Below are 25,745 nucleotides of genomic sequence, written 5' to 3'. Positions count from 1 at the left end.
GTTAAAAGATCCTATTGTAGTTGTTCGAACCACATACTTTTTGTCGTAATACACACCTTGCCTGTGTAATACAGGCCTGAAACAATTCGGAAAAAACCAATAATACAAGCTGCACTTGCTCTGGTTGAAACGCGACCGACCAGTCGCCTAAGTACTATTTCTATTAAAATCTTCTGAAATACAAAGAATACAGTAATTTATAAAAAGAAATAAAAATAAATTCCGAATATCCGAACTAAAAATCAAGCAATAATATAAATTTACTGACTGTCGACGCAGATGATTTATGCGCGCTTTTTAGGCAGGGTAGAATAAAAGAGTTGCACACAGCCATCTCGCACTGCGGTAAAAAAATTTTGCAGGCGTGAAATTCTCCAATTTTACGCAAGCCGCCTCCCTTTACGCGGCCCGTTTGAAGCGAAATGACACCAAAGACCCTCCGGAAGGCCCTGTTGAAAGCTAAGTCACTCGACTGAATTTCAGGCCGAATTCATTCTGCCGGGTTGTCAGCTCCGCATGCGGGCTTTGACGACGCGCAGTGAACCGCCCCGGCTTCCCTGCCGCTCCCCGAAGGGCAGCTGTTTCGGAGCAAAGGCAATTGTAAATCGGCGCAGAATTGCTAAACAGGAGCCCTTGTGTTTCAGGGGTTTCGGCAGGACAGATGATGGACTTCAGAACGCAATCCCGAAAACGCCGCAGGAGCAGTGCCCCAAGCGGCGTCCTGTCCTGCTTCCAACCGCCAAAGCCGGCTGACCGGACCCTGCCCGGCTGTCGATCTGACGGCTTTCCCTCGCAGCTTTTGCCGGTTTGGCGTCTGAAGGCTATTTTTTAATCCGTGCCATGAAGGTCTCCAATGTCCGGCCAAACGACGATCGATCTTGTTATCTTCGACTGCGACGGTGTCCTGATCGACAGCGAAGTGATCAGCGCCCGCATGCTGGTCGCCGAACTGGCAAGGCGCGACGTTCACATCACCATGGACTATGTCGCCCACCATTTTCTCGGCCGCAGCTACCCGGTTGTCCTGCAGCAGATCCGCAAGGAATTCGGGATCGATCTGCCGCCGGAGTTCGAGATCCGCTACCGCGCAAGTCTCCTCAGCGCCTTCGAGAAGGATCTGAAACCGATCTGCGGAGTGCGCACTGTCATCGAGCAGCTGAAGCCGGATTATTGTCTTGCCACCAGTTCCAGTCCTCCGAGGCTGGCCAAGTCGCTGGAGATCACCGGTCTGAAGGATCTGTTTGCCGATCGCGCGACAACCGCCACCGAGGTCAGGAACGGCAAGCCCGCCCCGGACCTCTTCCTTCTGGCGGCGGAAAAGCGGGGCGTCGACCCCGCAAGATGCCTGGTCATCGAGGACAGCGAGAACGGCGTCAGGGCGGGCCTCGCCGCCGGAATGCCGGTCTGGCGGTTCATCGGTGGCTCACACCTGAGAAACCTCGTGAATTCCGAAGGCGTGTCAGGTGGGGCTGCGCAGGTCTTTGCGTCTTTCGAGGAGTTTTTCCGGCTCAGGCCGGATTTGAGGCGGGTCGCGGAGCCATCGGGATAGCCTGCGCCTGGCGGAAGGCATCCCGCGAACGTGGATGACAAGATCCGGAAAAACAGGCACCCATTGGCGGCGACTCCGAGGGCATACGCGCCTGGAGCAGTCGCCGTCATCCCGGTTGTCTCGCTGCAGCTTCGGACAGGCGGACAGAAACACGCCGCCGCAAACCGTCCTCCGCATGAAGCGGTCGTGAAACCGCAAGCGCGACCGTCCCGAAGACAGGAAAAACACTGACGGTTCCTGCCCCGCATCCCTGATGAATACATGGGATGCGCCGTCACAAGTCACGCAATTGTTTGCATCTTCCGGACAATTCCATCAGCTTAGGCCAAAATTCAGACTGAGTAACGGCACAGATGAAACAGAAAAACACCGCCGAGTCCTCCCGGCTCGATGACGCGGCGCGCGCCGGCTGGCTGTATTATGTCGCCGGCAATACCCAGGATGAGATTGCCCGCAAACTCGGCGTGTCGCGCCAGTCGGCCCAGCGCCTCGTCTCCCTTGCGGTCAGCGAACGGCTGATCAAGGTGCGGCTCGATCACCCGATCGCCCGGTGCATGGAACTCAGCGCACGGATGATCGAGCGTTTCGGACTGCAAGGCTGCGACGTCGTCCCCAGCGATCCGGACGCCCCGTCCTCGACGATCGGCATCGCCCACGCGGCCGCCGCCGAAATGGAACGCCATTTCAATTCGCAGCAACCCAAGATCATTGCCTTCGGAACCGGCCGGACCCTGAGGGCGTCGGTCGACCAGATCCCGTCCATGGACTGTCCGCAGCACCGCATCGCCTCGCTGCTGGGCAACATGATGTCGGACGGCTCCGCCTCGGCCTATAACGTCATCATTCGCCTGGCCGACCGGATCAACGCCCGGCACTATCCGATGCCCCTGCCCGTCTTCGCCCGCTCCCGGGAAGAGCTGCAGCTGCTGCACAATCAGGAAGCGGTCCACAGCATACTGGATCTTATCCGCCAGGCGGACGCGACCTTCGTCGGCATCGGCAACATGGGGCCGACCGCCCCGCTCGCCATGGACGGCTTCGTCAGTCTGGACGAGATGCGCGCCCTGGAGAACGCCGGCGCGGTCGGCGAAATTACCAGCTGGGTCTATGATCGGGACGGCAACATGATCGAGGGGCTCACCAATGATCTGGTCGCCAGCGCACCGCTGAAGCCCGCCGGGGACAAGCCGGTCTACGGCATCGCTGCGGGCGACGGCAAGGTACCGGCCATGTTGGGGGCCCTCCAGGGCCGGTTGATCAACTGCCTGATCACGAATGAAGCCACCGCAGAGCAATTGCTCAAGTTCTGAGCAAATTCCCACCAAATACAACACACTGAATTATATCATATTTTTGCAGCGCACAAAGAAATTGGCGCTGCAACATGCAATTCCTTCCTTGACTCCCGTACGACTTCGAGGCGAATATTTGCTCGCAAGAATGGCAAATGCCCAATCTCGCTTGGGAGGAAAATATGGCATTTCATACCCGTGCGCTGCTCGGCGCATGTGCGGTCGCAGCACTCTGTGCTCCGGCGACTGCAGAAACACTCACCATCGCGACCGTGAACAACGGCGACATGATCCGCATGCAGGGTCTGACCCAGGATTTCACCGACAAGACCGGCCACACCGTCGAGTGGGTCACGCTTGAGGAAAACGTCCTTCGCCAGCGCGTCACCCAGGACATCGCCGCCAAGGGCGGCCAGTTCGACATCATGACCATCGGCATGTACGAAACGCCGATCTGGGGCAAGCAGGACTGGCTGGTCGCGCTCGACGATCTTCCGGACAGCTACGACACCGACGACATCCTGCCCGCCATGCGCGGCGGCCTGTCCGTCGACGGCACGCTCTATGCCGCGCCGTTCTACGGCGAAAGCTCCATGATCATGTATCGCACCGATCTGATGGAGAAGGCCGGGCTGGAAATGCCCGATGCGCCGACCTGGGAATTCGTTGCCGACGCGGCTCGCAAGATGACCGACAAGGACAACGAGATCTACGGCATCTGCCTGCGCGGCAAGGCCGGCTGGGGCGAGAACATGGCGTTCCTGACCGCGACCGGCAATTCCTTCGGCGCCCGCTGGTTCGATGAAGACTGGAAACCCCAGTTCGACACCCCGCAGTGGAAGGAAACCCTCAGCTTCTATATCGATCTGCTGAACGAGGCGGGTCCTCCGGGCGCCTCGACCAACGGCTTCAACGAAAACCTGTCGCTGTTCCAGCAGGGCAAGTGCGGCATGTGGATCGATGCCACCGTCGCCGCCTCCTTCGTGACCAATCCGGACGATTCCACGGTGGCCGACAAGGTCGGCTTCGCCCTGGCACCGGACACCGGTCTGGGCAAGCGCGGCAACTGGCTGTGGGCCTGGGCGCTCGCCATTCCGGCCGGCACCCAGAAGGAAGCGGCTGCCAAGCAGTTCATCGAATGGGCAACTTCCAAGGAATATCTCGACCTTGTCGCTTCCAGGGAAGGCTGGGCGAACGTTCCTCCGGGAACCCGGACCTCTCTCTACGAGAACCCGGAATACGCCAAGATCCCGTTTGCGAAGATGACCCTGGACAGCATCAACTCGGCTGATCCGACCAACCCGACTGTCGACCCGGTTCCCTATATCGGCGTGCAGTTCGTTGCCATCCCCGAGTTCGCGGGCATCGCAACCCAGGTCGGCCAGGAATTCTCTGCAGCTCTGGCCGGTCAGCAAACAGTCGATGAAGCCCTGGCAAAGGCTCAGACCCTGACCGCCGAAGAAATGGAAGCCGCAGGCTACTAGCGTCTCCTCCCGAAACTTGGGAGGGCGGGTGTCACCCCGCCCTCTCTTTCTCTGAACAAGCTTTCACCCATCAGTGACGGAAAATGCCGTCGACAGATCAGGTGTAACCCATGGCAACCCAGCACTCCCGCTCCGCCGCCCGCATCATGATGGCCCCTGCCGTCGTTCTGCTGCTCGGCTGGATGCTCATCCCGCTGACGATGACCCTCTACTTCTCCTTCAAGAAGTATCTGCCGCTACGCGGCGGCGACCTTGGATGGGTGGGCTTCGACAACTATGTCCGCTTCGTCTCTTCCAGTGCCTTCTGGCCCAGTGTCCAGACGACGCTTGTCATTGTCGGCGGCGTGCTGCTGATCACCGTCGTGCTCGGCGTCCTGCTCGCGATCCTGCTGGATCAGCCGCTCTGGGGCCAGGGCATTGTCCGGATTCTCGTGATCGCGCCCTTCTTCGTCATGCCGACGGTCTCCGCGCTGGTCTGGAAGAACATGTTCATGGACCCTGTGAACGGTCTCTTCGCCCATCTGTGGAAATTCTTCGGCGCGCAACCGGTGGAATGGCTGAGCGACGCGCCTCTCTTCTCGATCATCCTGATCGTCTCCTGGCAGTGGCTGCCCTTCGCGACCCTGATCCTGCTGACCGCGATCCAGTCTCTCGACAGCGAGCAGCTGGAAGCCTCCGAGATGGACGGCGCACCGCCGCTGGCCCGCTTCGGCTTCATCATCCTGCCGCACCTGTCCCGTGCCATCACCATTGTCGTTCTGATCCAGACGATCTTCCTGCTGGCGGTCTTCGCGGAAATCTTCGTGACCACCCAGGGATCCTTCGGCACCCGGACACTGACCTATCTGATCTTCCAGCGCGTTCTGGAAAGCCAGAATGTGGGACTTGGGTCCGCCGGCGGTGTCTACGCAATCATCCTGGCCAACATTGTCGCCATCTTCCTGATGCGCATTGTCGGCAAAAATCTGGACTCGTGAGGAGAAGAGACGATGGCCCGCGCAGTCACCAACCGCCGCAAGGCTCTCAACACGCTGATCGCCTGGAGTATCGGCCTGCTGATTTTCTTTCCCATCCTCTGGACGATCCTGACCAGTTTCAAGACCGAGGCCCAGGCGATCAACGATCCGCCGCTGTTCCTCTTCTTCGACTGGACCCTGGAGAACTACGCCGTGGTCCAGGAGCGTTCCGACTACATGCGCTTTCTCTGGAATTCGGTGATCATCGCCGGCGGATCCACCGTCATGGGCATCATCATCGCGGTGCCCGCCGCGTGGTCCATGGCCTTCGTGCCCTCCAAACGCACCAAGGACATTCTGCTGTGGATGCTGTCGACGAAAATGCTGCCGGCCGTCGGTGTCCTCTACCCGATCTATCTGCTCTTCATCGAGCTCGGACTGCTCGACACCCGCGTCGGCCTGACGATCGTCCTGATGCTGATCAACCTGCCGATCATCGTCTGGATGCTCTACACCTATTTCAAGGAAATCCCGGGCGAAATTCTTGAAGCGGCCCGCATGGACGGGGCGGCCCTGAAGGAGGAAATCCTCTACATCCTCACGCCGATGGCCGTGCCCGGCATCGCGTCCACCTTGCTGCTCAACATCATCCTGGCCTGGAACGAGGCGTTCTGGACCCTGAACCTGACCGCGGCGAAAGCCGCCCCCCTGACAGCATTCATTGCCAGCTATTCCAGCCCGGAAGGTCTGTTCTACGCCAAGCTGAGCGCCGCCTCGACCATGGCGATCGCCCCCATCCTCATTCTCGGCTGGTTCAGCCAGAAACAGCTTGTGCGCGGCCTCACCTTCGGCGCGGTCAAATAGGAGCCTGATCATGGGTCAGATAACCCTCAACCAGATTACCAAGAACTTCGGCGACGTTCAGGTTATCCCTCCGCTGGATCTGCGCATCGACGACGGTGAGTTCGTCGTCTTTGTCGGCCCCTCCGGCTGCGGCAAGTCCACGCTCCTGCGCCTGATCGCCGGGCTGGAGGACGTCACCAGCGGCGATATCACCATCGATGGCAGGAACGCCACGGAAGTGCCCCCGGCCAAACGCGGCCTGGCCATGGTGTTCCAGTCCTACGCGCTCTACCCGCACATGTCGGTGCGCAAGAACATCGCCTTCCCGCTGCGCATGGCCGGCCTGGACAAGGCCGCCCAGAACGCCAAGGTGGAAGCGGCCGCGAAAGTGCTCAACCTGACGGACTATCTCGACCGCCGTCCGGGCCAGCTTTCCGGTGGCCAGCGCCAGCGCGTCGCCATCGGCCGGGCGATCGTGCGCGAACCGGCCGCCTTCCTGTTCGATGAACCGCTGTCCAACCTCGATGCCGCGCTGCGCGTCAACATGCGCCTGGAAATCTCGGAACTGCACCAGACGCTCAAGACCACCATGATCTATGTGACCCATGACCAGGTCGAGGCCATGACCATGGCGGACAAGATCGTCGTGCTGCAGGCCGGCGTGATCGAACAGGTCGGATCGCCCCTGGAGCTCTACCACACGCCGCGCAACAGGTTCGTCGCCGGCTTCATCGGTTCCCCCAAGATGAACTTCCTTACGGGCCAATACGCCGCCGGATACGACGCGGCGACCATCGGCGTGCGCCCGGAACACATTTCGGTCTCCCCCAGCGAGGGAACCTGGACCGGCCGCGTCGGGGTCTCGGAACATCTCGGCTCGGACACCTTCCTCTATGTCGACATCGACGGTGTCGACGATCCGATCACCGTCCGCTCGACGGGCGAGATCAGCGCCCGTCACGGCGACACCGTCTATCTCACCCCCGATGCGAGCAAGATCCACCGCTTCGACAAGCAGGATCTCAGAATCGCATGAGACTTGAAGGAAAATCCGCGCTGATCACCGGTGCGGCGCGCGGCATCGGCAAGGCCTTCGCCCGCCGCTACGTGCAGGAAGGCGCAACCGTGGCGATCGGCGACATCAACATGGCGGGCGCGGAAGCCGCCGCGGCGGAGATCGGGCCGGGTGCCTGGGCTGTCGAGCTGGATGTCACCCGTCAGGATTCCATCGATGCGGCCATCGCGGCGGTCGAGGCAAGAACCGGTGGCATCGACATCCTGATCAACAATGCCGCCCTGTTCGACCTGGCCCCGATCGCGGAGATCACTCGCGACAGCTACCAGCGTCTGTTCGACATCAATGTCGCCGGCACCCTGTTCATGATGCAGGCCGCCGCGAAGTCGATGATCGGACGGGGCAAAGGCGGCAAGATCATCAATATGGCCAGCCAGGCGGGCCGGCGCGGGGAAGCCCTGGTGGGCGTCTATTGCGCCACCAAGGCGGCCGTCATCAGCCTCACCCAGTCCGCCGGACTCGACCTGATCCGCCACGGCATCAACGTCAATGCCATTGCCCCCGGCGTCGTCGACGGCGAGCACTGGGACGGTGTCGATGCGCTTTTCGCCAGATACGAAGGCCTGAAGCCAGGCGAGAAAAAGGCCGCGGTCGGCGCCGCCGTCCCCTATGGCCGGATGGCAACCGCGGACGACCTGACCGGCATGGCCGTGTTCCTGGCGTCCGACGAGGCCGACTACATCCTGGCGCAAACCTACAATGTTGACGGCGGCAACTGGATGAGCTGACCAATGACCCAGAAACTCGACAAGACTGTGCTCAATTCCCTCCCGAACTCCATCAGCGGACCTGCGTATGAACGCGCGGATCTGTCGCCCGGCATCGTGCATATCGGTGTCGGCAACTTTCACCGCGCCCATCAGGCCATCTATCTGGACAGGCTCTTCGCGCTCGGCGAGGGACACGACTGGGCGATTGTCGGCGCAGGGCTCAAACCCTATGACGCGGCCATGCGGGAGCGGCTGAAGCCCCAGGACTGGCTCACCACCGTGGTCGAACTCGACCCGAAGGGACTGAGCGCGCGGATCTGCGGGTCGATGATCGATTTCGTCGATGTCGACCCGGCGGCGCTGCTCCGCAGACTGGCGGACCCCGGCATCCGCATCGTGTCGATGACCATCACCGAAGGGGGCTACTATGTCGATCCGAACAGCGGCGGCTTCGACAGCGCCCATCCGGAAATTCAGGCGGATCTGGAAAACCCGGACCATCCCGGGACCGTGTTCGGCGTGCTGGTCGCCGCCCTGCTGAAACGCAAGGCCGCCGGTGTCGCGCCCTTCACCGTCATGTCCTGCGACAACCTTCCGGAAAACGGGCATATGGCAAGACAGGCGGTCGTCGGCTTCGCCCGTGCCCTCTCAAGCGAGACGGCCGACTGGATCGCCGAAAACGTCGCCTTCCCCAATGGCATGGTCGACTGCATCACCCCGGCAACCGGAGACCGGGAACGCAATCTCGTGCGCGACACCTTCGGTCTCGAGGATGCCGCCCCGGTCGTCTGCGAACCCTTCCGGCAATGGGTGCTGGAGGATCGCTTCCCCACGGGACGCCCGGCGCTTGAAAAGGTCGGTGTCGAGTTCGTCAGGGATGTGGCGCCCTATGAACTCATGAAATTGCGCATTCTCAACGGCGGCCATGCGGCCATCGCCTATGCGAGCGCGTTGCTGGGTCATTATTTCGTCCATGACGCCATGGCGGACCCGTTGATCCGCGATTTCCTCCGCAAGCTGGAGGAAGACGAGATCCTGCCCACCGTTCCGGAAATTCCGGGGGTGAGCTTCGCGGACTATCTCACGACGATCATGGAACGCTTCTCCAACCCGGCGGTGGGCGACACGATTCCCCGCCTCTGCCTGGACGGATCGAACCGCCAGCCGAAATTCATCCTGCCGACCATCCGGGACCGGCTCGACCGGGGCCTGCCCATCAGCGGCCTCGCGCTTGAAACCGCCCTCTGGTGCCGTTACTGCCGGGGGACCGACGAAGCCGGAAATGAAATCCGGCTTGAAGACGACAATGCGGATAAACTGAAAGACTGGGCGGCAAGCGTCTATGACAGCGCTTCCGGGGAATTCGAAATGCCGGACCTGCTCGGCAACCTCGCCGGTGAACCGGCCTTTCTTTTGGCCTTCCGCGACGCCGCGGAAAACATCGCCACGCTCGGTGTCGCCGAAACACTGAAGGCTTATCTCAAGGGCCAGGTGTAGGTTCTAGGAAGGTTGTTCATTCGCCTTGAAGGTCTGAGACTGGTTGGTGACCAAACACAATCAGTTTCAGGATCGATGCCATCCGGTCACCGGTCCGAACCGGGCGCCGGTACCACAAGAGGAACATCGGACTCTTCAAAGCGTGTCAGCGCCAGCGGAAAGTCATAGGCATCCGACAGGAGATCCGCCCGCATCACCTCGTCCCGGGCTCCGAAGCTCAGACGCCTTCCGTTTTTCATGACCAGGATGCGGTCGGCAAAGGCGGCGGTCAGGTTGAGATCATGCATCACCGCCACCACCCCGCCGCCTGACGCCGCATAATCGGCGGCAAGGCGCATGATCTGGAACTGGTGCTTGATGTCGAGACTGGAGACCGGCTCGTCCAGAAACAGCCAGCGGGGTTGACCGCCGTCGGCCACCGGTTCCCAGACCTGGCACAGCACCCGGGCAAGCTGCACCCGCTGCTGCTCGCCGCCGGACAGCTCCTGATAGGTCCGCCCCTCGAAACCGGCGAGCCCGACCCTGCAGAGCGCTTCACCGATCCTGCGGCTTCGCGAGGCCCTGCCCTGCCGTCTGTCGATCACGCCCAGACCGACCACTTCCGAGACATTGAGCGGAAACGAGATCTGGCTCGCTTGCGGTAGAACTCCGCGCAGTTGCGCCAGATATTCCGCGGAAAGCTGCCCGGTCTCCAGACCGGCCAGGAGGATCGAACCGGAATAGGCCAGTTCGCCGGTCATCGCCTTCAACAGGGTTGTCTTGCCGGATCCGCTCGGACCGATGATCGCCGTGAACTCACCCGCGCGGGCCGTGAAGGTGATCTCCCGAATGATGGGTGTGCGGCCAATGGCAACCCCGGCGCGGTCGACGCGAAGTTCGGATGCTGACTGGCCCGCCACAAGCTTGAGATGAGGTAACATGCATTCCTTTCAAAGGCCCGTGAGGCCGCGCTTGCGCAGCAGGATCCAGAGGAAGAACGGCGCGCCGGCAAAGGCGGTGATGATGCCGATCGGCAGTTCGGCGGGGGCGACGATGGTACGCGCCAGCGTGTCGGCGGCAATCAGCAGGATCGCCCCCAGAAGCGCCGACGCGGGCAACAGATATCTGTGATCGGGCCCGATCGTCAGGCGCAGAAGGTGCGGCACGACGATTCCGACAAAGCCGATGCCGCCGCTGACGGCAACGGAGGCGCCGGTGGCCGCCGCGACCAGCAGGATGGAGATGTTCTTCAGCCGCTGGACCCGGATTCCGATATGGGACGCGGCGGCCTCTCCGAGGGTCAGCCCGTTCAGTCCCCTTGCCAGGAACGGCACGCTGACCAGCATGATCAGGATGATGGGCGCAGCCGAGGCCACCTTCTCCCAATTGGATCCGGCGAGGGACCCGAGTCCCCAGAACTGAAGGTCTCGCAACTGCTGGTCGTCGGCGGCATAGACCAGAAGGCCGGTCATGGCCCCGGTCAGGGCCCCCAGCGCGATCCCGGCAAGCAGCAGGGTCGCGACGGAGGTGATCCCGCCCCGCGTGCCGATGCGATAGAGCAGCAGCGTGGTAATCAGGCCGCCGACGAAGGCGGCAAGCGGCACCGCGTAAATTCCCAGCACGGCCATCGCCGGCGCCAGCACCGCATTGCCAAGCACGATGAACAGCGCTGCACCCAGCCCTGCCCCGGCGGATACGCCGACGATGCCGGGATCGGCCAGCGGATTGCGGAACAGGCCCTGCATGACCGCTCCCGCGACCGCGAGCGCGGCACCGACCAGCGCGCCGAGCACCACACGCGGCAGCCGGATTTCCATGATCACGATCCAGTCGCGCACCGAGACGCCTTCCGGAGCACCTGCGTCCGCCGCCAGAACGCGGCCCGGCAGATGTGGCAGAAGATCGAGCACGGGAATGGAAATCGGACCGATGGCCAGGCTGGCAAGCATGGTCAATCCGGCCACGACGGTCAGCAGCGCGATTGCCGCCCGGGCCAGCGGTTCCCGGCTGCCTTCGCAAGCGTGCGATCCGCCGAACCGGAAAAACGACCGGGCGGATCGCTCGGGAAGTGTCACGCCGCTCATGCTATCGGTCAGCTCCGCACACTGGAGAGCTCGACGGCAAGCTCGCGGACCGCATCGGCGGTTCGAGGTCCGAAGCCGAGCAGATACTGGCCGCCCATCCTGATGAGCCGGTTGTTCCGGCCCGCCGGCGTCTGCGCCAGGGCCGGATGGCTGAACAGCTCCTCGGCGTCCGCTCCATGATCGCCGGTCCGCGACATCATGAGGACAACGTCCGGTGCCGCGCTGATGATGGCCTCGTCGCTGAGCTGCTTGTAGCCTGAAAAATCGGCCATCGCATTTTCCGCACCGGCCAGTTTCAGGATACCGTCGGCGGCCGTATCCGATCCGGACGCCAGAATGCGCCCGCCGTTGGTCGACAGGATGAACAGGACCCGCACGCCGGATGTCTGTCCGGCCGCCTGCCTGCGCGCGGCCTCAAGATCGGCTTCCAGCTTGAGCGCCAGCTCTTCCGCCTTCTCCGGCACGGCCAGTGCCGCGCCGATGGTGCGCACCTTGTCGGCAATGCCTTCGGCGGTGAAGGCATGCGGGATATCAGCGATGGCGATGCCGGACTTCCTGAGAAGATCCACTGTCTCCTGCGGGCCGCTGCCCTCCAGCATGAGGATCAGTTCCGGATCGACGGACAGCACCCCTTCGGGTGACAGCGCCCGCATGTAGCCCACATCCGGCAATTCCAGCGCTTCCTCCGGAAAGATGCTCGTGCTGTCGCGGGCGATCAGGCGATCTTCTTCGCCGAGCGCATAGATCACCTCGGTGACGGAGCCGCCCACGGCGACGATACGCTCCACAGCAGGCTGCTCCGTGCCTTCGGCAAAGAGGGATCTGGCAGGCGTGACGAGAGCGGCAGCGGTCAGGGCCGTTGCCACCGCGATGCCGGAAAGGCGGGACTTCAGGATCTGTCTCATTCTGCCGCCCCCAGCGCCACCGCACGGTCCAGTCGCGGAAGATTTTCCGCCAGACCTCGCCAGTCCGCACGTTCCGCATTGCCTTCTCCGCGCATGCCGAAGAACTGGATGATCTGCTGCCCGTCGCGGCCATAGGCCTCGATCGAGGTGACGTGACCGATATCGGCGGGCTTCCGCACCGCCCAGACTTCGTGAATATGGTCTGTCCGAAGATGCAGATGGAAGGTCGGATCCATCACATTGATCCACGGGCCCCTGTCCATCACCGTTTTCACCGCTCCCGTGTGGATCTGGATGCAGCCGCGATTGCCGACAAAGCACATGATCGGAATGCCTTCCGAAGCCGCCAGACGCAAAAGCGCCGGGACGGATCCCTGATCCAGCGGCCAGGCCCACGTCTCACCGGCAAGTTCGAAGGCGCTGACCCGGTCAAGATCAAGGTCCCTGAGCAGTCCGTGGAACTGGTGCGGATCCTTCATCGACTGCCAGCGGTCGCGCAGTGCCGTCTCGACACCGTCCGCCGGGGTTTTCCGGGAAAACGGCTCGGCCGGCGTCACGTCCGGCAGCATGTCCGGCCTCTGATCCTCCAGACTCAGTTTATCGACCAGCCGGTCCCAGGCACCCAGATCCGTTTCGGGCCGGGCATGTATCTTCTGGACGGCGTCCCCATGGGCGTCGAAAAACTGCAGCGACCTGCGCACGTCCTCGCCATCCCTCTTTTCCACGGCGAATCCATGCACCCAGTTTCCGGGAAACATGCGCAGATCTATCTGCTCGCCCAGCACGAGCGCCGCGCGGTTTCCGGGCAGGAATTTCTCGAAAGGTCCGATCTTTTCGTGAACCGCGCTTTCGTTGCGGGTCAGTGCCATCACGTTGCCCACTTCCTGCAGCGCCGGGAAAAGAACGTCGAAGCGCGGTTCGATCCGGCGGGTCCCGTGTCCGACCAAGCTTGCCACCAGCTCCGCTTCGCTCACGCCGAGACTGGCAGCCAGATCCCGCTCCCGCGTTTTCGGATTTTCAGCGCGCGCCTCGCGGATCGTGGCCGCGTCAGGCCGGTTTTCGTGAGAGATCTGATCGGCGTTCATGGGTCCTGCCTTCGTTGACTGTGGTCTGCATCATCGCGGCCGCCGCTCAGGAGCCGTCCATCTCCATTCGGATAACCTTATGGAAACGAAAGACAATCTGGAACAATTCCAAAGAGGAAGAATTCCACGGCAGCTGCGATCCGATACTTGACTCCTATACTCATGTTTCATATTGACTTCAATACCTGAGTCATCGACTCATGTTTAAAACCCTGCTCGGGAAGCAGCGGCAAAGGACGCGAACAACGCGCATTTTGGAGTAGTTTAATGGGGCTAACACGAACCGGACGCGCCGGTCTCATGAGCGGTGTCGCTCTTGGGGTAATGGTTATAAATGGCGGGGCAGCCGCACAGGACGAGGCAGCAACACCTCTTCAGCGGATCGTCGTGGGAACGGGCATCGACAAGGTGGCCATCGACACGCCGCAGGCAGTCACCGTGCTGGATCAGGAGGCGATTGACGCCCAGCAGGCACGCACCATCGGGGACGTCTTCAGCGAAGTCCCCGGCGTGACCCCGATCGGCAGCAACTCGGTGCTGGGGGAAAGCATCAACATCCGCGGCATCGGCGAAGCGCTTTCCGGCGACGAGAGCCGGATCATCATCCAGGTCGACGGCGTCAACAAGTTCTATGAACAGTACCGGATGGGATCCTTCTTTTCCGATCCGGAACTCTACAAGCAGGTGGAGGTCCTGCGCGGGCCGGCCTCGTCGACGCTTTACGGATCCGGCGCCATGGGCGGTGTCGTCACCTTCACCACCAAGGACGCAAGCGACTTCCTCGATCCCGGCGACAGGTTCGGCGGGCGCCTGAAGACCTCCTGGGATTCCAATGGCAACGGCTGGCTCGGCAGCGCGATCATCGCAGCGGAACCGGTCGAGAACCTCGAACTGCTCGGCAATCTCAACTACCGGCAGTCCCAGGACATCACGGACGGTCAGGGCAACAGGATCGACGACACCGATTTCAGCTCCGTCAACGGCCTGATCAAGGCCCGCTACACCTTCGGGGAAAACGACGATCAGTCGGTTTTCGCCAGTTACGAAAACTGGTCGAGCGACGAGGACGACCAGAATTACGACCAGATCAGCTGGGGACCGGACTTCGGTGACGTCGACCGTACGGTGACCGATCAGACCGCCATTATCGGCTATGAAAACGCATTCCATGACAATGACCTTCTGGACATGAAAGCCCAGGTCAGCTGGTCCGACACACGGGTGGAACAGAACAACCAGGACCAGATCTGCGTCCAGTACGCACCGGCGCCCGCACCTCCCACCTGTTATTACCCGTTCGGCCTGAATTCCGAATATTCCTACGAAACCTGGCAGGGCAAGGCGGACAACGTGGCGACGATCCAGCTGGGCGAGAGCTGGATGGCCTATCTGACGACCGGCATCGACGGACAGTATCAGGAGCGGCGCAATCCGCGGGATTTCGGCACCTATGTGCGCAGCGGATCCGGTTCCCATCCGGAAGGCGAAACCGTCAATGTCGGTGGCTACGCCCAGGCCGAGCTGGTCTGGAACGACCGGATCACGCTGATCCCGGGCATGCGCATCGATTACTCCAATGTCTCGGTCGGCAGCTATGTGGACGGCAATGGTGACACCGTCAACCTGAACGAGGACAAGAGCGAAGTCGGCTACTCGCCGAAGCTCGCCGCCATGATCAAGATGTCCGACTGGTTCGGAATCTTCGGGTCCGTCGCTCACACGGAACGCCTCCCGTCCCTGGACGAGGTCTTCTCCAACTACACGCTCAACGACATCGACAAGGAGCTGTCGAACAACTTCGAGGCCGGCTTTACCCTGTCCTTCGACGACCTGGCTCTGGAAGGCGACGCCTTCCGGCTGAAGGCAACCGCCTTCCGCAACAATGTCACGAACTTCTATGCAAGCTACTGGGACGGAACGGCGGTCGTGACCGAAGTCATTCCCAAGGCACGCTATGAAGGCCTGGAACTCGAGGCCTCCTACTGGACAGGCAGCATCTACGGAACCCTTGGCGCATCCCTGATCCGCGGCGAGAACGTCACCACCGGCGGCTACCTCAATGCCATTCCGGCCGACAACGCCTTCCTGAAGATCGGCTATGTCTATCGACCCTGGAACCTCGATTTCGGCTGGAAGGGCGATTTCTTCGCGTCCCAGGATCTGGTCGGCGACGACGAGGAAAAAACCGCCGGTTATGCCCTGCATAACCTTTACGCGGCCTGGAAGCCGACGGAGGGGCATTTCGCCGACAGCGAGTTCCGTTTCAACATCGACAACGTTTTCGACAAATCCTACCGGCATCACCTGAGCGACGACGAGGGTGCCGGCCGCAGCTTCAAGCTGAGCTTCGCCAGGAAGTTCTGATCACCAGGCCGCCGCCTGTCCCCGCGGGCGGCGGCCCTACCGGAGTTTTGCCCGAATGATGGCAATGCGTTTGTTCAAACCGGTCCTGACCGCCCTGTGCGCAGGGATCCTCGCACAGGGCCTTATCCACCAGCCCGTCCATGCCCAGGAGACCCGGGACCAGACTGACGGAGCGGCGATCACCCTCGAACTGAACAAGGCCGAGGACATTGGCGGGAACTGCCGGCTGTCCTTTGTCATGACCAACGGCACAGGCCAGGCCGTCGAGGCCGCCGCCTATGAACTGGTTCTCTTTTCGCCCGACGGTGTCATCAGCCAGATGTCCGTATTCGATTTCGGCGCGCTTCCGGCAGGCAAGACCGTGGTTCGGCAGTTTGAACTTCCCGGCCCGGAGTGCGCGCAGGCGGGAAGGCTCCTGATCAACGGTCCGGCCGGTTGCGCCCCGAAGGCAGCATCGGCTCATTGCAGCGCACCGCTGAAGCTGTCCAGCCGCATCGGCCTCACCCTCACCCAATAGGAACGCATCATGATGTCCGGCATTTTCGATCATATCGCCTCGCTCCTTCAGCTCGGCGGCCCGGTGGTCACGGTGATCGTGGGTCTCTCCGTGGTGGCCACCGCGCTTGTCCTGGTAAAGGTCTTCGAATTCCTGTCCTGCGGCATCGGTGACGGCGCCAGGGCGCAAAGAACCGTCCGCCAGTGGCAGGACGGAAAACTGACCGGTGCCCGGGCAAGCAGAAGCCTGCCGAAAAGCGCTGCCGGCAAGGCGCTCGCAACCGCGCTCACGCTCGTCGAAATGCGCAAGGACAAGGCCGAGATCGAGGAACGCGTCAGTGTGCAGGCCGCCGCGGATCTGCATCACTTTTCCAAAGGCGTCCGGGCGCTGGAAGCCATCGCCCAGGTGGCCCCGCTGATCGGCCTGTTCGGCACCGTCCTCGGCATGATCGAGGCCTTTCAGGCCTTGCAGTCAGCAGGCAGCAACGTGGACCCTTCGGCCCTTGCCGGCGGCATCTGGGTTGCGCTGATGACAACCGCCGCCGGCCTCGGCGTCGCCATGCCGGTCTCGCTGGCGGTCACCTGGCTGGAAGGCCGGCTGGAGTCCGAGCGCGTATCCATCGAAACGCTCACGTCTTCCGTGCTGCTGCAGCCCATGCCGCAAGCGCAGGACACGCCATCCTTCAGGGGACAGCAGCTTTCCTATGCGCGTTGATCGACCGGTCAGAAAGCAGAAATCCATATCGCTGACGCCGCTCGTCGACGTCATTTTCCTGCTCCTGCTGTTTTTCATGCTGTCCTCCACCTTCACCTCTTTCGGCCAGGTGGAGATCGGCGCCCCGGCGGGAGGTGGCGGCAGCGGCGCGCCGCCGAAGGCGTTGCTGGTCCTGCAGGACGACAGGCTCCTTCTCAACGGCAGTGAAATCGCCTCCGACGTTCTGGAGGAGGAGGCGCGAAACCTGGTGGCGCGCGACATCGGCAGTCTTCTCGTTCTGGTGCGCGGCGACACGACCACCCAGCAACTGGTTTCGGCGGTCAGCAGGCTGAGAACCGTTCCCGATCTTGATGTGACCGTTGCGGGCAACGAATGATCAGGGTTGAGCGAAAACAGGCGAAGCGGCCCCTGGAGTCGACCATATCGCTGATCAACATCGTCTTCCTGATGCTGATCTTCTTTCTCGTCGCCGGCCGTCTGGCGCCGCCTCAGGATCCGGAAGTCGTCCTGTCCCGGGCGGAAACGGCCGATCCGCTGCCGCCGCCCGATGCGCTTTATGCGCGGGTGGACGGCACGCTGCACTACCGGGAGCAGCCGGTGAGCGCGGAGGACTATCTGCTCCGCTTCGTGACCCGCGACGACACCTCGAAACCGGTGGTCAGACTTGCCGCCGACGAACGTCTGCAGGCCAGGGACCTCTTGCGCCACGTCGGCGCCCTGTACCGGGCAGGCGCCGGGCGCGTTGTCATCGTCACCAGGGCGTCGTCCGAATGAAGTTCCTGCGCAGACCTCTGCTGATTGCCCTGGCTGTCTCCGTCGCCATCCATATCCTGGCCGCGGCAATGACCCTGAAGACCCGTCCGGAGCTGGAAATCGAAGGGGCCGGCGCAGGGATTCACGCCGTGCTCGGCCAATCCCCCTTCAATACGATTGTCGCCGGAACGGTTGCAACGACAGTGACAGCCGAGCCCGTGGATGTCCGCGAGGTTCAGACACCGGTCGAACCGGAAACGGCGCGCGCGAAACCGGTGGCCGAAACGGCAACAGAGGTGGCGCCCGTTGAGCCCGCGGCATCTGCAAGTCTTCCGGTTTCACCAACCCCAACCGTTGCCCTGCCGGTCGCTCCGGAGCCGCAGCCGGACAGTCCGGCGGCCGTCCGGAAAGTCGAGGACATCGAAATCGCGGAAGCCAAGAGCATCGAGAACCGGCCATCGCCGGTTCAGCCGGCAAAGCCGGTCGTGGCGGAAGCGGCCCCAGTAAAGACGGCAATGCCCGAGCCCCCCTCACCGGTAAAAGCAACGGAAGTCCGCAGTGAGGACGTCCTGCACGCCGAAACCGATGCGCCGGCCCCCCGGTCGAAACCCGAGCCTCCCAGGCAGAAGATCGCCAGGGCTCAACCGGCCAGAACCAGGACACCCGAGACCAAAAAGCCGGTCAAGACCCAGCCTCAAGCGCAAAAGGCGACAAGAAGCGGTGCCGGCGGCCAGTCGAACCGGACCGCCCAGAAAGGCGGATCGCAGCGCAAGGGCAAGTCGGACACCGCCGGAAATTCGGACGTCACGAATTACCCTGCCAAGGTCCATCGCAAGCTTCTGAGAGCCGTTCGCGCGCCCAAAGGCGGCCGCCGCCCCAGGAAGGATGCGGTGATCCATTTCACGATCCGCCGGAACGGCTCGGTCACCTCCGTTCGCCTCGCCCGCTCGTCCGGCTCCAGGCCCTTCGACCAGGCGGCGATGAAGGCGGTCAGCCGCGCGGCGCCCTTTCCGCCGATACCGGCCTCCGCCGGACGCAAGAGCTGGACCTTCACCCTGCCTGTGGCGATGCGGTGACCGCTTCAGGCGCCAGAGCCGTGACAACAAGCAAACCGGCTCAGGGTCCCGGAAAGGTCGCCCGCCAGCGGCGCAGGAAAGTCTCGCGGGTCATGGCATCCAGAGCCACCATCAGGGCCGGAGACAGACCGATCGGGCGCAGGGCCGTCGAACTGAGCGCCTCCCCCTCGTTGCCGTCTTCCATCTCGAGCAGGGGGCTGATCAGCAGAGCGGTTCGCAGCGCAAGGGTCCCCTGCGGTGACAGCAGGAAATCCAGAAACGCTTCCGCCTGCGGTTTCAGCCGGGCCTGCTTCGGGATCATCAGCGCGCGGGAAAGAACCAGCGTGTAGTCGGAAGGCAGGACGATGCCGATGCGCGCATCCTGCTGCTGATAGCCATGCGCATAGGACCCCAGCACATTGTAGGCGATGAGGTATTGTCCCTCCGCAACGCCCTCGATGATGTCCACCGAGCAGCAGGTGGAAACCGCCCGTGTCCGTCCGAAGGATTCCTGCAGGGCACCGAAGGTCGAGGCTTCCCGGGCATCGGCGAAGGCGAAGAGATAGCCAAGGCCGGATTCCTCGATATCGTAGGTCGCCACCCGCCCCGCATAGGGGGTATCGGAAGGCCGCAGCAGATCGAGAAGATCGAACCGCGTCTGAGGAATGTCTCCAGCCGGAACGAGATCGCGGTTGTAGACGATCACCGCCGGTTCGCGGGTGATGCCCCACAGTTCGTCCCGCCACCTGAGCGCTTCCGGCAGCTGTTCGGTCAACCGCGACCGGTAGGCATGCGCGCAGGCTTCGTTGACGAGCTGGACCATCTGGTGCACGGCGGAACTGATGACGATATCCGCCCCTGCCTCGCCGCTGCGGCACTCCCGGCGCGACAGCCGGTAGAGCTCGTTGGACCCCCATTGTTCGTAGCGCAGCCGCATGTCCGGATGCGCCTGCAGGAAGGTATCCACGACAGGACCGAAGATCGCGATATCCGTGGTGGATCGCAGCACAAGGCTCTGTTCGGCCCCCTCAGGTCCGAAATCCGCCACCATTTCCTGCGCGATGCCCGGAGCGCATGTCAGCAGTACAAGAAGCCCGGCCAGACCAGCCCGCAAGGATGTGATTGCCGCCCTCATGTGTTCCTCCCCGTCACGGCGTCGAACAGCAGCGCCGCGCGAAACCGCTTCCGGGGCGTTTGCGCCAGAACCAGTTCTCCGCCGAAGGAGACGGCGACGGAATGGGCAATCGCCAGTCCGAGCCCCGAGCCCGCCTGGCGAACCAGCTCCCCCCTGTTGAACCTGGTGCCGAGGTCCTCCATCGTCTGCCGGTCCGGTCCCTCGCCCGCGTCTTCCACCCAGATCACCGCCTTGCCGTCTTCCAGCGACGCGCCAATGCGGACCGGAGGGCGACCGTACTTGAGGGCATTGCCCAGCAGGTTCTTCAGCGCTTCCTTGAGGGACGGCGCATCCGCCAGAACCTCGACCGGCTTCTCTCCGATTTCAAGCAGCACATCCGCCTCCGGGTTCAGCACCGCGTGGTCGCCCTCCTCGAACACGTCCAGCGCGATATCGCGCAGGTCGACCGTTTCCCGGCGGGCGCTGTCCCCGCGATGAATGACCAGCGCCTGGCTCAGCATCTGGTCGAGCAGACGGCCGAGGCTCGCCGAGCGGGCCTGGATCCGCTCGACGATCTTCTCCTTGCGGGAAAGGTCCGTTTCCTCCGAGAAAAGATCCGCCTGGGCGCGCAGCGCCGCCACCGGGGTCCGCAGCTGGTGCGCCGTGTCGGAAATCAGGTGACGCATCGAATTCATCTGCCGGTCGAGCCGCGCCATGAAGCCATTCAGGGCGTTGATCATGACGGCGGTCTCCCGGGGCACCGAGGTGTCCACGGGCGTCAGGTCATGGGGGTCGCGCCCGGACAGGCCGCCGGCGATCTTCTCCAGCGGTGTCAGGACCGAACGCACGACGACGACGGCCAGCAGGATCATTGCCAGACCCGAGGCGGCCAGCACATAGAGCGCCTTGCGGGTGATGTCATAGGCCATGGCGTTGCGAGCCTGCATCGTCTGGCCGACGATGACCCTGATGGTGCCGTTGAGCGTGCGTTCGGCAAACCGGCGGGAGACAATGGCAAAGCGCGCGGCTTCGCCGAAAAACGCTCCGTCGAAATAGCCGTCACGGAGGTCGCGGCGATTGGCCGGCAGCGCGATCTCCTCATAGCCGGTGAGCGTCTTGCCGTCCGGCCCGATGATGCGGTAGCCGATGCGGTCGTCCGGGGCGAAGGCCAGAAGCTCGAACGCGGAGACGGGCAGCTCGATCACCGGCCTGCCGTCCTGGACCGTGATCGCCGAGGCGATGTCGTGCGCGGCCCCCAGCAGCAGCCTGTCGTAGGCGCTGCGGGCCGCTTCCCGGCCATAGGCAAAGGCCGCGATGGACACGATCACTCCACCGATGATCAGCAGCACCGCCACGCCGAGCGCCACCCGGGCGGTCAGCGATGTCGTTTCCAGTCTGCGTATCAGGTCAGGCATCGGTTTCCAGCGTGTAGCCGAGCCCTCGGCGGGTCTCGATCCTGACGGAACAGCCGGCAAGCTTCTTGCGCAGCCGGGCGATATAGAGTTCCAGCGCATTCATGCCCACATCGGTGTCCTCGAAGCTGAAGACCCCTTCGAACAGCCGCTCCTTGCTCACCGTCCTGCCCCGGTTGCGGACAAGGATCTCCAGAAGCGAGAACTCGCGGCGGGTCAGGTTGATGGGGCTGTCCTCCTGCCGCACCACACGGGCGGAAGCGTTGAAGGTCAGATTGCCGAGCCTCAGCTCCTCGGCCTTGTCGCCCTGTTCCCGGCGGTAGAGCGCCCGGATACGCGCTTCCAGTTCCCTGTGGTCGAAGGGTTTGACCAGATAGTCGTCGGCGCCGGAGTTCAGGGACGAGACCCGGTCGTCGACGGAAAATTCCGCCGTCAGCATCAGCACGGGCGTACGGTCGCCGGCGGCGCGCATTTCCTTCAGCAGCTCCGTCCCGAGCCCGTCCGGCAGATTGATGTCCAGAACGATCACGTCATAGCGCTGGACTTCGACACAGGCCCTTGCCTGTTCCAGCGTCCTGGCCAGATCGCAGGCGATGCCCGATCTCTCCAGCCGGATCATGATCGCTTCCGCCATGTCGAATGTGTCTTCAACGAGCAAGAGACGCACGGATCAAATCCTCCCTCGCTCTGTCATGCCCCGGCTTTTCCTGCCATGCAAGCGATGCCGCCCGCGATGACAGGTTGATGACAGGGTTCGGCGCTAGGCTTGGCCTACATCCGCGGGGAGGACCCGCCTGAGCGGTCTCGCGGATATCAAGGGCAATCCAAAAGCCTGGTTCATGTGGAGGACACACATAATGACATTCAAATCGACCCGCCTTTTCCTGGCGGCCGCACTTCTTGGCGCGTCCGCGCTCGGCGTATCCGCTGCCGATTTCAAACCGGAAAATCCGGAATGTATTGCACCGGCCAACCCGGGCGGCGGCTGGGACTTCACCTGCCGTCAGGTCGGCAAGTCCCTGCAGGATCAGAAGCTGCTCGACACGACGATGCAGGTCGTCAACCTTGCCGGTGGCGGCGGTGGCGTGGCCTTTGCCGAAGTCGTCAACAAGCGCGATGAGGACAACGACCTGATCGTTGCGGCCTCTTCGGCAACCGCGACCCGCCTGGCCCAGGGCGCCTATCCGGGCAACACCATGGACCAGGTTCGCTGGGTCGCCTCCGTGGGCGCCGACTACGGCGTGATCGCCGTGGCCGCCGACAGCCCGATCAACACGCTGCCGGAGCTTCTCGACCAGATCAAGAAGGACCCGAGCTCCGTGTCCGTTGCAGGCGGTTCCGCCGTCGGCGGCTGGGACCACCTGAAGGTGCTGATCGCGGCCAATGCCTACGGCATCGACGACGTGCGCTCCGTCAAATACATCGCCTTCGACGGCGGCGGCGAAGCGGTCACCCAGCTTCTCGCCGGCTCCGTGCAGGCCTTCACCGGCGACATCTCCGAAGCCAAGGGCTTTGTCGACAGCGGCGACATCAAGGTGATCGCGGTCCTGGCTCCCGAGCGCCTTCCCGGCGAATTCGAGGTCTTCCCGACCGCGAAGGAACAGGGCGTCGACGCCATCGGTGCGAACTGGCGCGGGTTCTATGCTCCCGGACACATGTCCGACGATGCCTATAATGCCTGGGTCGGCATGATCGCCGATCTGTATGCCAGTGACGAGTGGAAAGGCGTGATGGCCGCCAACGGCATGGCGCCGCTCGATCTCCAGGGCGAGGAATTCGAGAAGTTCGTCGCCAACTCTGTTGCCCAGATCCAGAAGATCTCCAAAGAGATCGGCATCATCAAGTAACAGCGGCCCATCGGCCTCGACGGAGGGGGCGCATGCATGGTGCCCCCTCCCCTTCCCGGCAAGACCCGCCCACGGATGTCCCTTGAGCACGGGACGGCGTTCTCACTTGCCGGTCGCTTCAAGGGCACCGCGGAAGGGCCCGGACTTTTCAGATCCCGTTTCAGGCGGCCGCCGCACCCCGGCATGAGCCGCCAATAGGAAAACAACCATGAGCGACCGCATTTTCGGCGCGGTCGGGCTGATCCTCGCGCTGGGATATGCCTGGGCCGCACTCGTCATCGAAGAAAGCTTCCTGTCCGACGCCGTCGGCCCGAAGGCGTTCCCCCTGATCATCGCGGCGGTCCTTGGCCTGTCGTCAATCATGATTTTTCTCAAGCCCGACACGGCTCCCGAATGGCCGGCCCTGCCGCGCCTGCTGGAAGTGGGCGCCTCGGTCCTGGTGATGATCCTCTACGCGATCCTGCTGCCGGAAGTCGGATTCATCATCGCGACAGCCGTTGCCGCCAGCTACCTGACCTGGCGCCTTGGCACCGCTCCGGTGGCCTCGCTCGTGTCCGGTTGCCTGACCTCGCTGGGCATCTATGCGGTCTTTCATCTCGTCCTCGGCCTTTCGCTGGCCCGCGGCCCCCTCGGATTTTAACGGAGCGCTTCCATGGAAACCCTGTCTTCTCTGGCCGACGGCTTCGTGATCGCCCTCACCTGGCAGAACCTGCTGCTGGCGCTTCTGGGCTGCTTTCTCGGCACCATGATGGGCGCCCTGCCCGGTCTCGGCCCCTCCAACGGCGTTGCCATCCTGATCCCGCTGGCCTTCACCCTCGGGCTCGGCGCGACCCCGTCGCTGATCCTGCTGACCTCGGTCTACTACGGCGCCATGTATGGCGGCCGCATCTCCTCGATCCTGCTGAACATTCCCGGCGACGAACCGGCGATGATGACCTGCCTCGACGGCTATCCCATGGCGAAGAACGGCCGTGCGGGCGAAGCGCTGTCCCTGTCCGGCGTCGCCTCCTTCGTCGGCGCCTTCCTGGCGACCTGGGGGCTGATCCTGCTGGCCCCGCAGCTCGTCAAGATCGCCCTGCTGTTCGGCCCGGCGGAATATTTCGCCCTCTTCACGCTGGCCTTCGCCACCCTCGGCGGCGTCGCCTCCACCAACCAGGCCAAGACCGCCTTCGCCGCCGCCCTCGGCATCGGCCTGGCCACCGTCGGCGTCGACACCCAGACCGGCGTGCCGCGTTTCACCTTCGGCGAAGTCCATCTCTATGACGGCATCGACTTCCTGGTCGCGATCGTCGGTCTCTTCGCCCTGTCCGAGGTCTTCCTGTTCCTGGAACACCGCCACGGCAACGCCGACGCCAGCGGCCACAAGGTCACCGTCGGACGGCTGATGCCGAGCTGGTCGCTGCTCAAGTCCTGCACCCCGACCATGCTGCGCTCGAGCTTCCTCGGCTTCCTCGCCGGCGTGCTGCCGGGCGCGGGCGCCTCGCTCGGCTCGTTCATTGCCTATACGTTCGAGAAGAAGCTGGTCGACAAGGAAGGCACCTTCGGCACGGGCGATCCGCGCGGTGTCGCCGCCCCCGAGGCGGGCAACAACGCGGCCGCCGGCGGCGCCCTGGTCCCCATGCTCGCCCTCGGCGTGCCCGGCTCCGGCACCACCGCCGTCCTGCTGGCGGTTCTCCTGGCCCTCAACATCACCCCCGGACCGCTGCTCTTCACCCAGCAGCCGGATGTGGTCTGGGGCCTGATCGCGGCGCTGTTCATCGCCAACATCATGCTGCTGCTGATGAACATCCCGATGATCGGCCTGTTCACCCGGGTGCTGCTGATCCCGCCGCGCATCCTGATGCCCATCGTCGCCATGGTCAGCTTCGTCGGCATCTACGGCATTTCCGGCTCGTCCTTCGACCTGATGGTGATGGTCGGCTTCGGCGTCCTCGGCTGGGTCCTGCGCAAGCTCGACGTGCCCCTGGTGCCGATCATCCTGGGAACCCTGCTCGGCAACACCATGGAGAACAATCTCCGCCGGGCGATCACCATCGACAACGGCGACTGGTTCGCCCTGATCGACAGCCCCCTGTCCATCGGTCTGTGGACCCTCGCCGTCATCGGCTTCCTCCTGCCGATCATCTTCGGCAAGGTCGTCAAGGCCCGCATGCGCCACATGAAGCGGGACGAGGAAGGTTCCGTGATCGACTGAATGGTGACGCCACCAGTCGCTGAAACACCCTTTCCCCGTTCCGGGGGAAGGGTGTTTTGCCGAGAACGGGATATGGGTCGAGACTGACGATGATACGCCGGATAACTATCGTGCGGTTTCGCGCCCCGATCTGGACGTTCGTCCGTTTTCGTCCTACGCCTGAAAGCAGACATTCATCGCAGATGCAGTGAATTCACAGGTTGGGCGGTTGGACTAAGCCGCTCGCGCGGCAATGGTGCTCGTGGCGGGCGATTGGGATGATCTTCACGGCGTGTTTTGCGGATAGGCGGTTCTGTCTGACGATTGGGGTGTTCTCAATCATCAGACAGGAGGTTCC

General features: G+C 63.0%; 24 protein-coding genes. 17 read left to right on the top strand and 7 right to left on the bottom strand.

From position 1 onward, the window contains the following. Nucleotides 1-853 precede the first annotated feature (853 nt). The 8 genes from DCO57_RS21500 (at nucleotide 854) to DCO57_RS21465 (ending at nucleotide 9,406) form a co-directional block, all read left to right on the top strand. Entirely contained in the window at nucleotides 854-1,549 is a 696-nt protein-coding gene (locus tag DCO57_RS21500; protein ID WP_116700977.1) for an HAD family hydrolase, read from the top strand. A 353-nt stretch (nucleotides 1,550-1,902) separates the two neighbouring features. Further along, a complete protein-coding gene (locus tag DCO57_RS21495) occupies nucleotides 1,903-2,859 on the top strand; it encodes a sugar-binding transcriptional regulator (protein WP_116700976.1) in 957 nt (318 codons plus the stop codon). A 164-nt stretch (nucleotides 2,860-3,023) separates the two neighbouring features. Beyond that, a complete protein-coding gene (locus DCO57_RS21490; protein ID WP_116700979.1) occupies nucleotides 3,024-4,325 on the top strand; it encodes a sugar ABC transporter substrate-binding protein in 1,302 nt (433 codons plus the stop codon). A gap of 110 nt (nucleotides 4,326-4,435) precedes the next feature. Continuing rightward, the gene (locus DCO57_RS21485) at nucleotides 4,436-5,302 is read left to right on the top strand and encodes a sugar ABC transporter permease (RefSeq protein ID WP_116700975.1); all 867 of its coding nucleotides are present in this window, start codon (nucleotides 4,436-4,438) and stop codon (nucleotides 5,300-5,302) included. Nucleotides 5,303-5,314: 12 nt separating this feature from the next. Continuing rightward, entirely contained in the window at nucleotides 5,315-6,145 is an 831-nt protein-coding gene (locus DCO57_RS21480) for a carbohydrate ABC transporter permease (RefSeq protein WP_116700974.1), read from the top strand. A gap of 10 nt (nucleotides 6,146-6,155) precedes the next feature. Further along, entirely contained in the window at nucleotides 6,156-7,160 is a 1,005-nt protein-coding gene (locus tag DCO57_RS21475) for an ABC transporter ATP-binding protein (RefSeq protein ID WP_116700973.1), read from the top strand. Next, a complete protein-coding gene (locus DCO57_RS21470) occupies nucleotides 7,157-7,927 on the top strand; it encodes an L-iditol 2-dehydrogenase (protein WP_116700972.1) in 771 nt (256 codons plus the stop codon). Before DCO57_RS21475 ends, DCO57_RS21470 begins: the two co-directional genes overlap by 4 nt. A gap of 3 nt (nucleotides 7,928-7,930) precedes the next feature. Then, complete coding sequence (locus DCO57_RS21465) at nucleotides 7,931-9,406, top strand: mannitol dehydrogenase family protein (RefSeq protein WP_116700971.1); 1,476 nt, start codon at nucleotides 7,931-7,933, stop codon at nucleotides 9,404-9,406. Between the two features lie 86 nt (nucleotides 9,407-9,492). On the opposite strand, the gene DCO57_RS21460 is transcribed toward DCO57_RS21465, so the two are convergent. The 4 genes from DCO57_RS21460 to DCO57_RS21445 are packed head-to-tail and all read right to left on the bottom strand — an operon-like array spanning nucleotide 9,493 to nucleotide 13,459. Then, a complete protein-coding gene (locus DCO57_RS21460) occupies nucleotides 9,493-10,326 on the bottom strand; it encodes a heme ABC transporter ATP-binding protein (protein ID WP_116700970.1) in 834 nt (277 codons plus the stop codon). A 9-nt stretch (nucleotides 10,327-10,335) separates the two neighbouring features. Further along, entirely contained in the window at nucleotides 10,336-11,469 is a 1,134-nt protein-coding gene (locus DCO57_RS21455) for an iron ABC transporter permease (RefSeq protein WP_116700969.1), read from the bottom strand. A gap of 8 nt (nucleotides 11,470-11,477) precedes the next feature. After that, nucleotides 11,478-12,374, bottom strand: a complete 897-nt coding sequence (locus tag DCO57_RS21450) for an ABC transporter substrate-binding protein (RefSeq protein ID WP_116700968.1) — start codon at nucleotides 12,372-12,374, stop codon at nucleotides 11,478-11,480. Continuing rightward, a complete protein-coding gene (locus DCO57_RS21445; protein WP_116700967.1) occupies nucleotides 12,371-13,459 on the bottom strand; it encodes a ChuX/HutX family heme-like substrate-binding protein in 1,089 nt (362 codons plus the stop codon). Before DCO57_RS21445 ends, DCO57_RS21450 begins: the two co-directional genes overlap by 4 nt. A 267-nt stretch (nucleotides 13,460-13,726) precedes the next feature. On the opposite strand from DCO57_RS21445, the gene DCO57_RS21440 reads away from it, so the two are divergent. From DCO57_RS21440 to DCO57_RS21415, 6 genes are all read left to right on the top strand, one after another. Beyond that, entirely contained in the window at nucleotides 13,727-15,823 is a 2,097-nt protein-coding gene (locus DCO57_RS21440; RefSeq protein WP_208978078.1) for a TonB-dependent receptor, read from the top strand. 64 nt (nucleotides 15,824-15,887) lie between these two features. Further along, on the top strand, nucleotides 15,888-16,340 hold the full coding sequence (locus DCO57_RS21435; protein ID WP_133192728.1) for a hypothetical protein: 453 nt from the start codon (nucleotides 15,888-15,890) through the stop codon (nucleotides 16,338-16,340). Between the two features lie 9 nt (nucleotides 16,341-16,349). Further along, nucleotides 16,350-17,033, top strand: a complete 684-nt coding sequence (locus DCO57_RS21430) for a MotA/TolQ/ExbB proton channel family protein (RefSeq protein ID WP_208978077.1) — start codon at nucleotides 16,350-16,352, stop codon at nucleotides 17,031-17,033. After that, nucleotides 17,023-17,409, top strand: a complete 387-nt coding sequence (locus DCO57_RS21425; protein ID WP_116700964.1) for a biopolymer transporter ExbD — start codon at nucleotides 17,023-17,025, stop codon at nucleotides 17,407-17,409. The genes DCO57_RS21430 and DCO57_RS21425 overlap by 11 nt, the downstream gene beginning before the upstream one ends. After that, nucleotides 17,406-17,807, top strand: coding sequence for a biopolymer transporter ExbD (locus DCO57_RS21420; protein ID WP_116700963.1), 402 nt, complete (start codon nucleotides 17,406-17,408; stop codon nucleotides 17,805-17,807). The genes DCO57_RS21425 and DCO57_RS21420 overlap by 4 nt, the downstream gene beginning before the upstream one ends. Further along, complete coding sequence (locus DCO57_RS21415) at nucleotides 17,804-18,862, top strand: TonB family protein (RefSeq protein WP_116700962.1); 1,059 nt, start codon at nucleotides 17,804-17,806, stop codon at nucleotides 18,860-18,862. The genes DCO57_RS21420 and DCO57_RS21415 overlap by 4 nt, the downstream gene beginning before the upstream one ends. A 40-nt stretch (nucleotides 18,863-18,902) precedes the next feature. Here DCO57_RS21415 and DCO57_RS21410 read toward each other — a convergent pair whose 3' ends face one another. From DCO57_RS21410 to DCO57_RS21400, 3 genes are read right to left on the bottom strand one after another with little or no spacing between them, the layout of a single operon-like run. Next, nucleotides 18,903-19,976: an ABC transporter substrate-binding protein gene (locus tag DCO57_RS21410; RefSeq protein WP_116700961.1), complete on the bottom strand. Its 1,074-nt coding sequence runs from the start codon at nucleotides 19,974-19,976 to the stop codon at nucleotides 18,903-18,905. Continuing rightward, a complete protein-coding gene (locus DCO57_RS21405; protein ID WP_116700960.1) occupies nucleotides 19,973-21,370 on the bottom strand; it encodes a sensor histidine kinase in 1,398 nt (465 codons plus the stop codon). Before DCO57_RS21405 ends, DCO57_RS21410 begins: the two co-directional genes overlap by 4 nt. Next, complete coding sequence (locus tag DCO57_RS21400; RefSeq protein WP_165814805.1) at nucleotides 21,363-22,034, bottom strand: response regulator transcription factor; 672 nt, start codon at nucleotides 22,032-22,034, stop codon at nucleotides 21,363-21,365. The genes DCO57_RS21405 and DCO57_RS21400 overlap by 8 nt, the downstream gene beginning before the upstream one ends. Before the next feature lie 190 nt (nucleotides 22,035-22,224). Between DCO57_RS21400 and DCO57_RS21395 the strand changes: the two genes are divergently transcribed. The 3 genes from DCO57_RS21395 (at nucleotide 22,225) to DCO57_RS21385 (ending at nucleotide 25,408) form a co-directional block, all read left to right on the top strand. Beyond that, complete coding sequence (locus tag DCO57_RS21395; RefSeq protein ID WP_116700958.1) at nucleotides 22,225-23,214, top strand: tripartite tricarboxylate transporter substrate-binding protein; 990 nt, start codon at nucleotides 22,225-22,227, stop codon at nucleotides 23,212-23,214. A 208-nt stretch (nucleotides 23,215-23,422) separates the two neighbouring features. Beyond that, nucleotides 23,423-23,854: a tripartite tricarboxylate transporter TctB family protein gene (locus DCO57_RS21390; protein ID WP_116700957.1), complete on the top strand. Its 432-nt coding sequence runs from the start codon at nucleotides 23,423-23,425 to the stop codon at nucleotides 23,852-23,854. A gap of 12 nt (nucleotides 23,855-23,866) precedes the next feature. Beyond that, nucleotides 23,867-25,408, top strand: a complete 1,542-nt coding sequence (locus DCO57_RS21385; RefSeq protein ID WP_116700956.1) for a tripartite tricarboxylate transporter permease — start codon at nucleotides 23,867-23,869, stop codon at nucleotides 25,406-25,408. Nucleotides 25,409-25,745 lie beyond the last annotated feature (337 nt).

Source organism: Labrenzia sp. 011, from assembly GCF_003075075.1.
Classification (GTDB): Bacteria; Pseudomonadota; Alphaproteobacteria; order Rhizobiales; family Stappiaceae; genus Roseibium.
Note: the sequence above shows the minus strand (reverse complement) of the source record. Positions and strands in the feature narration are given on the sequence as shown.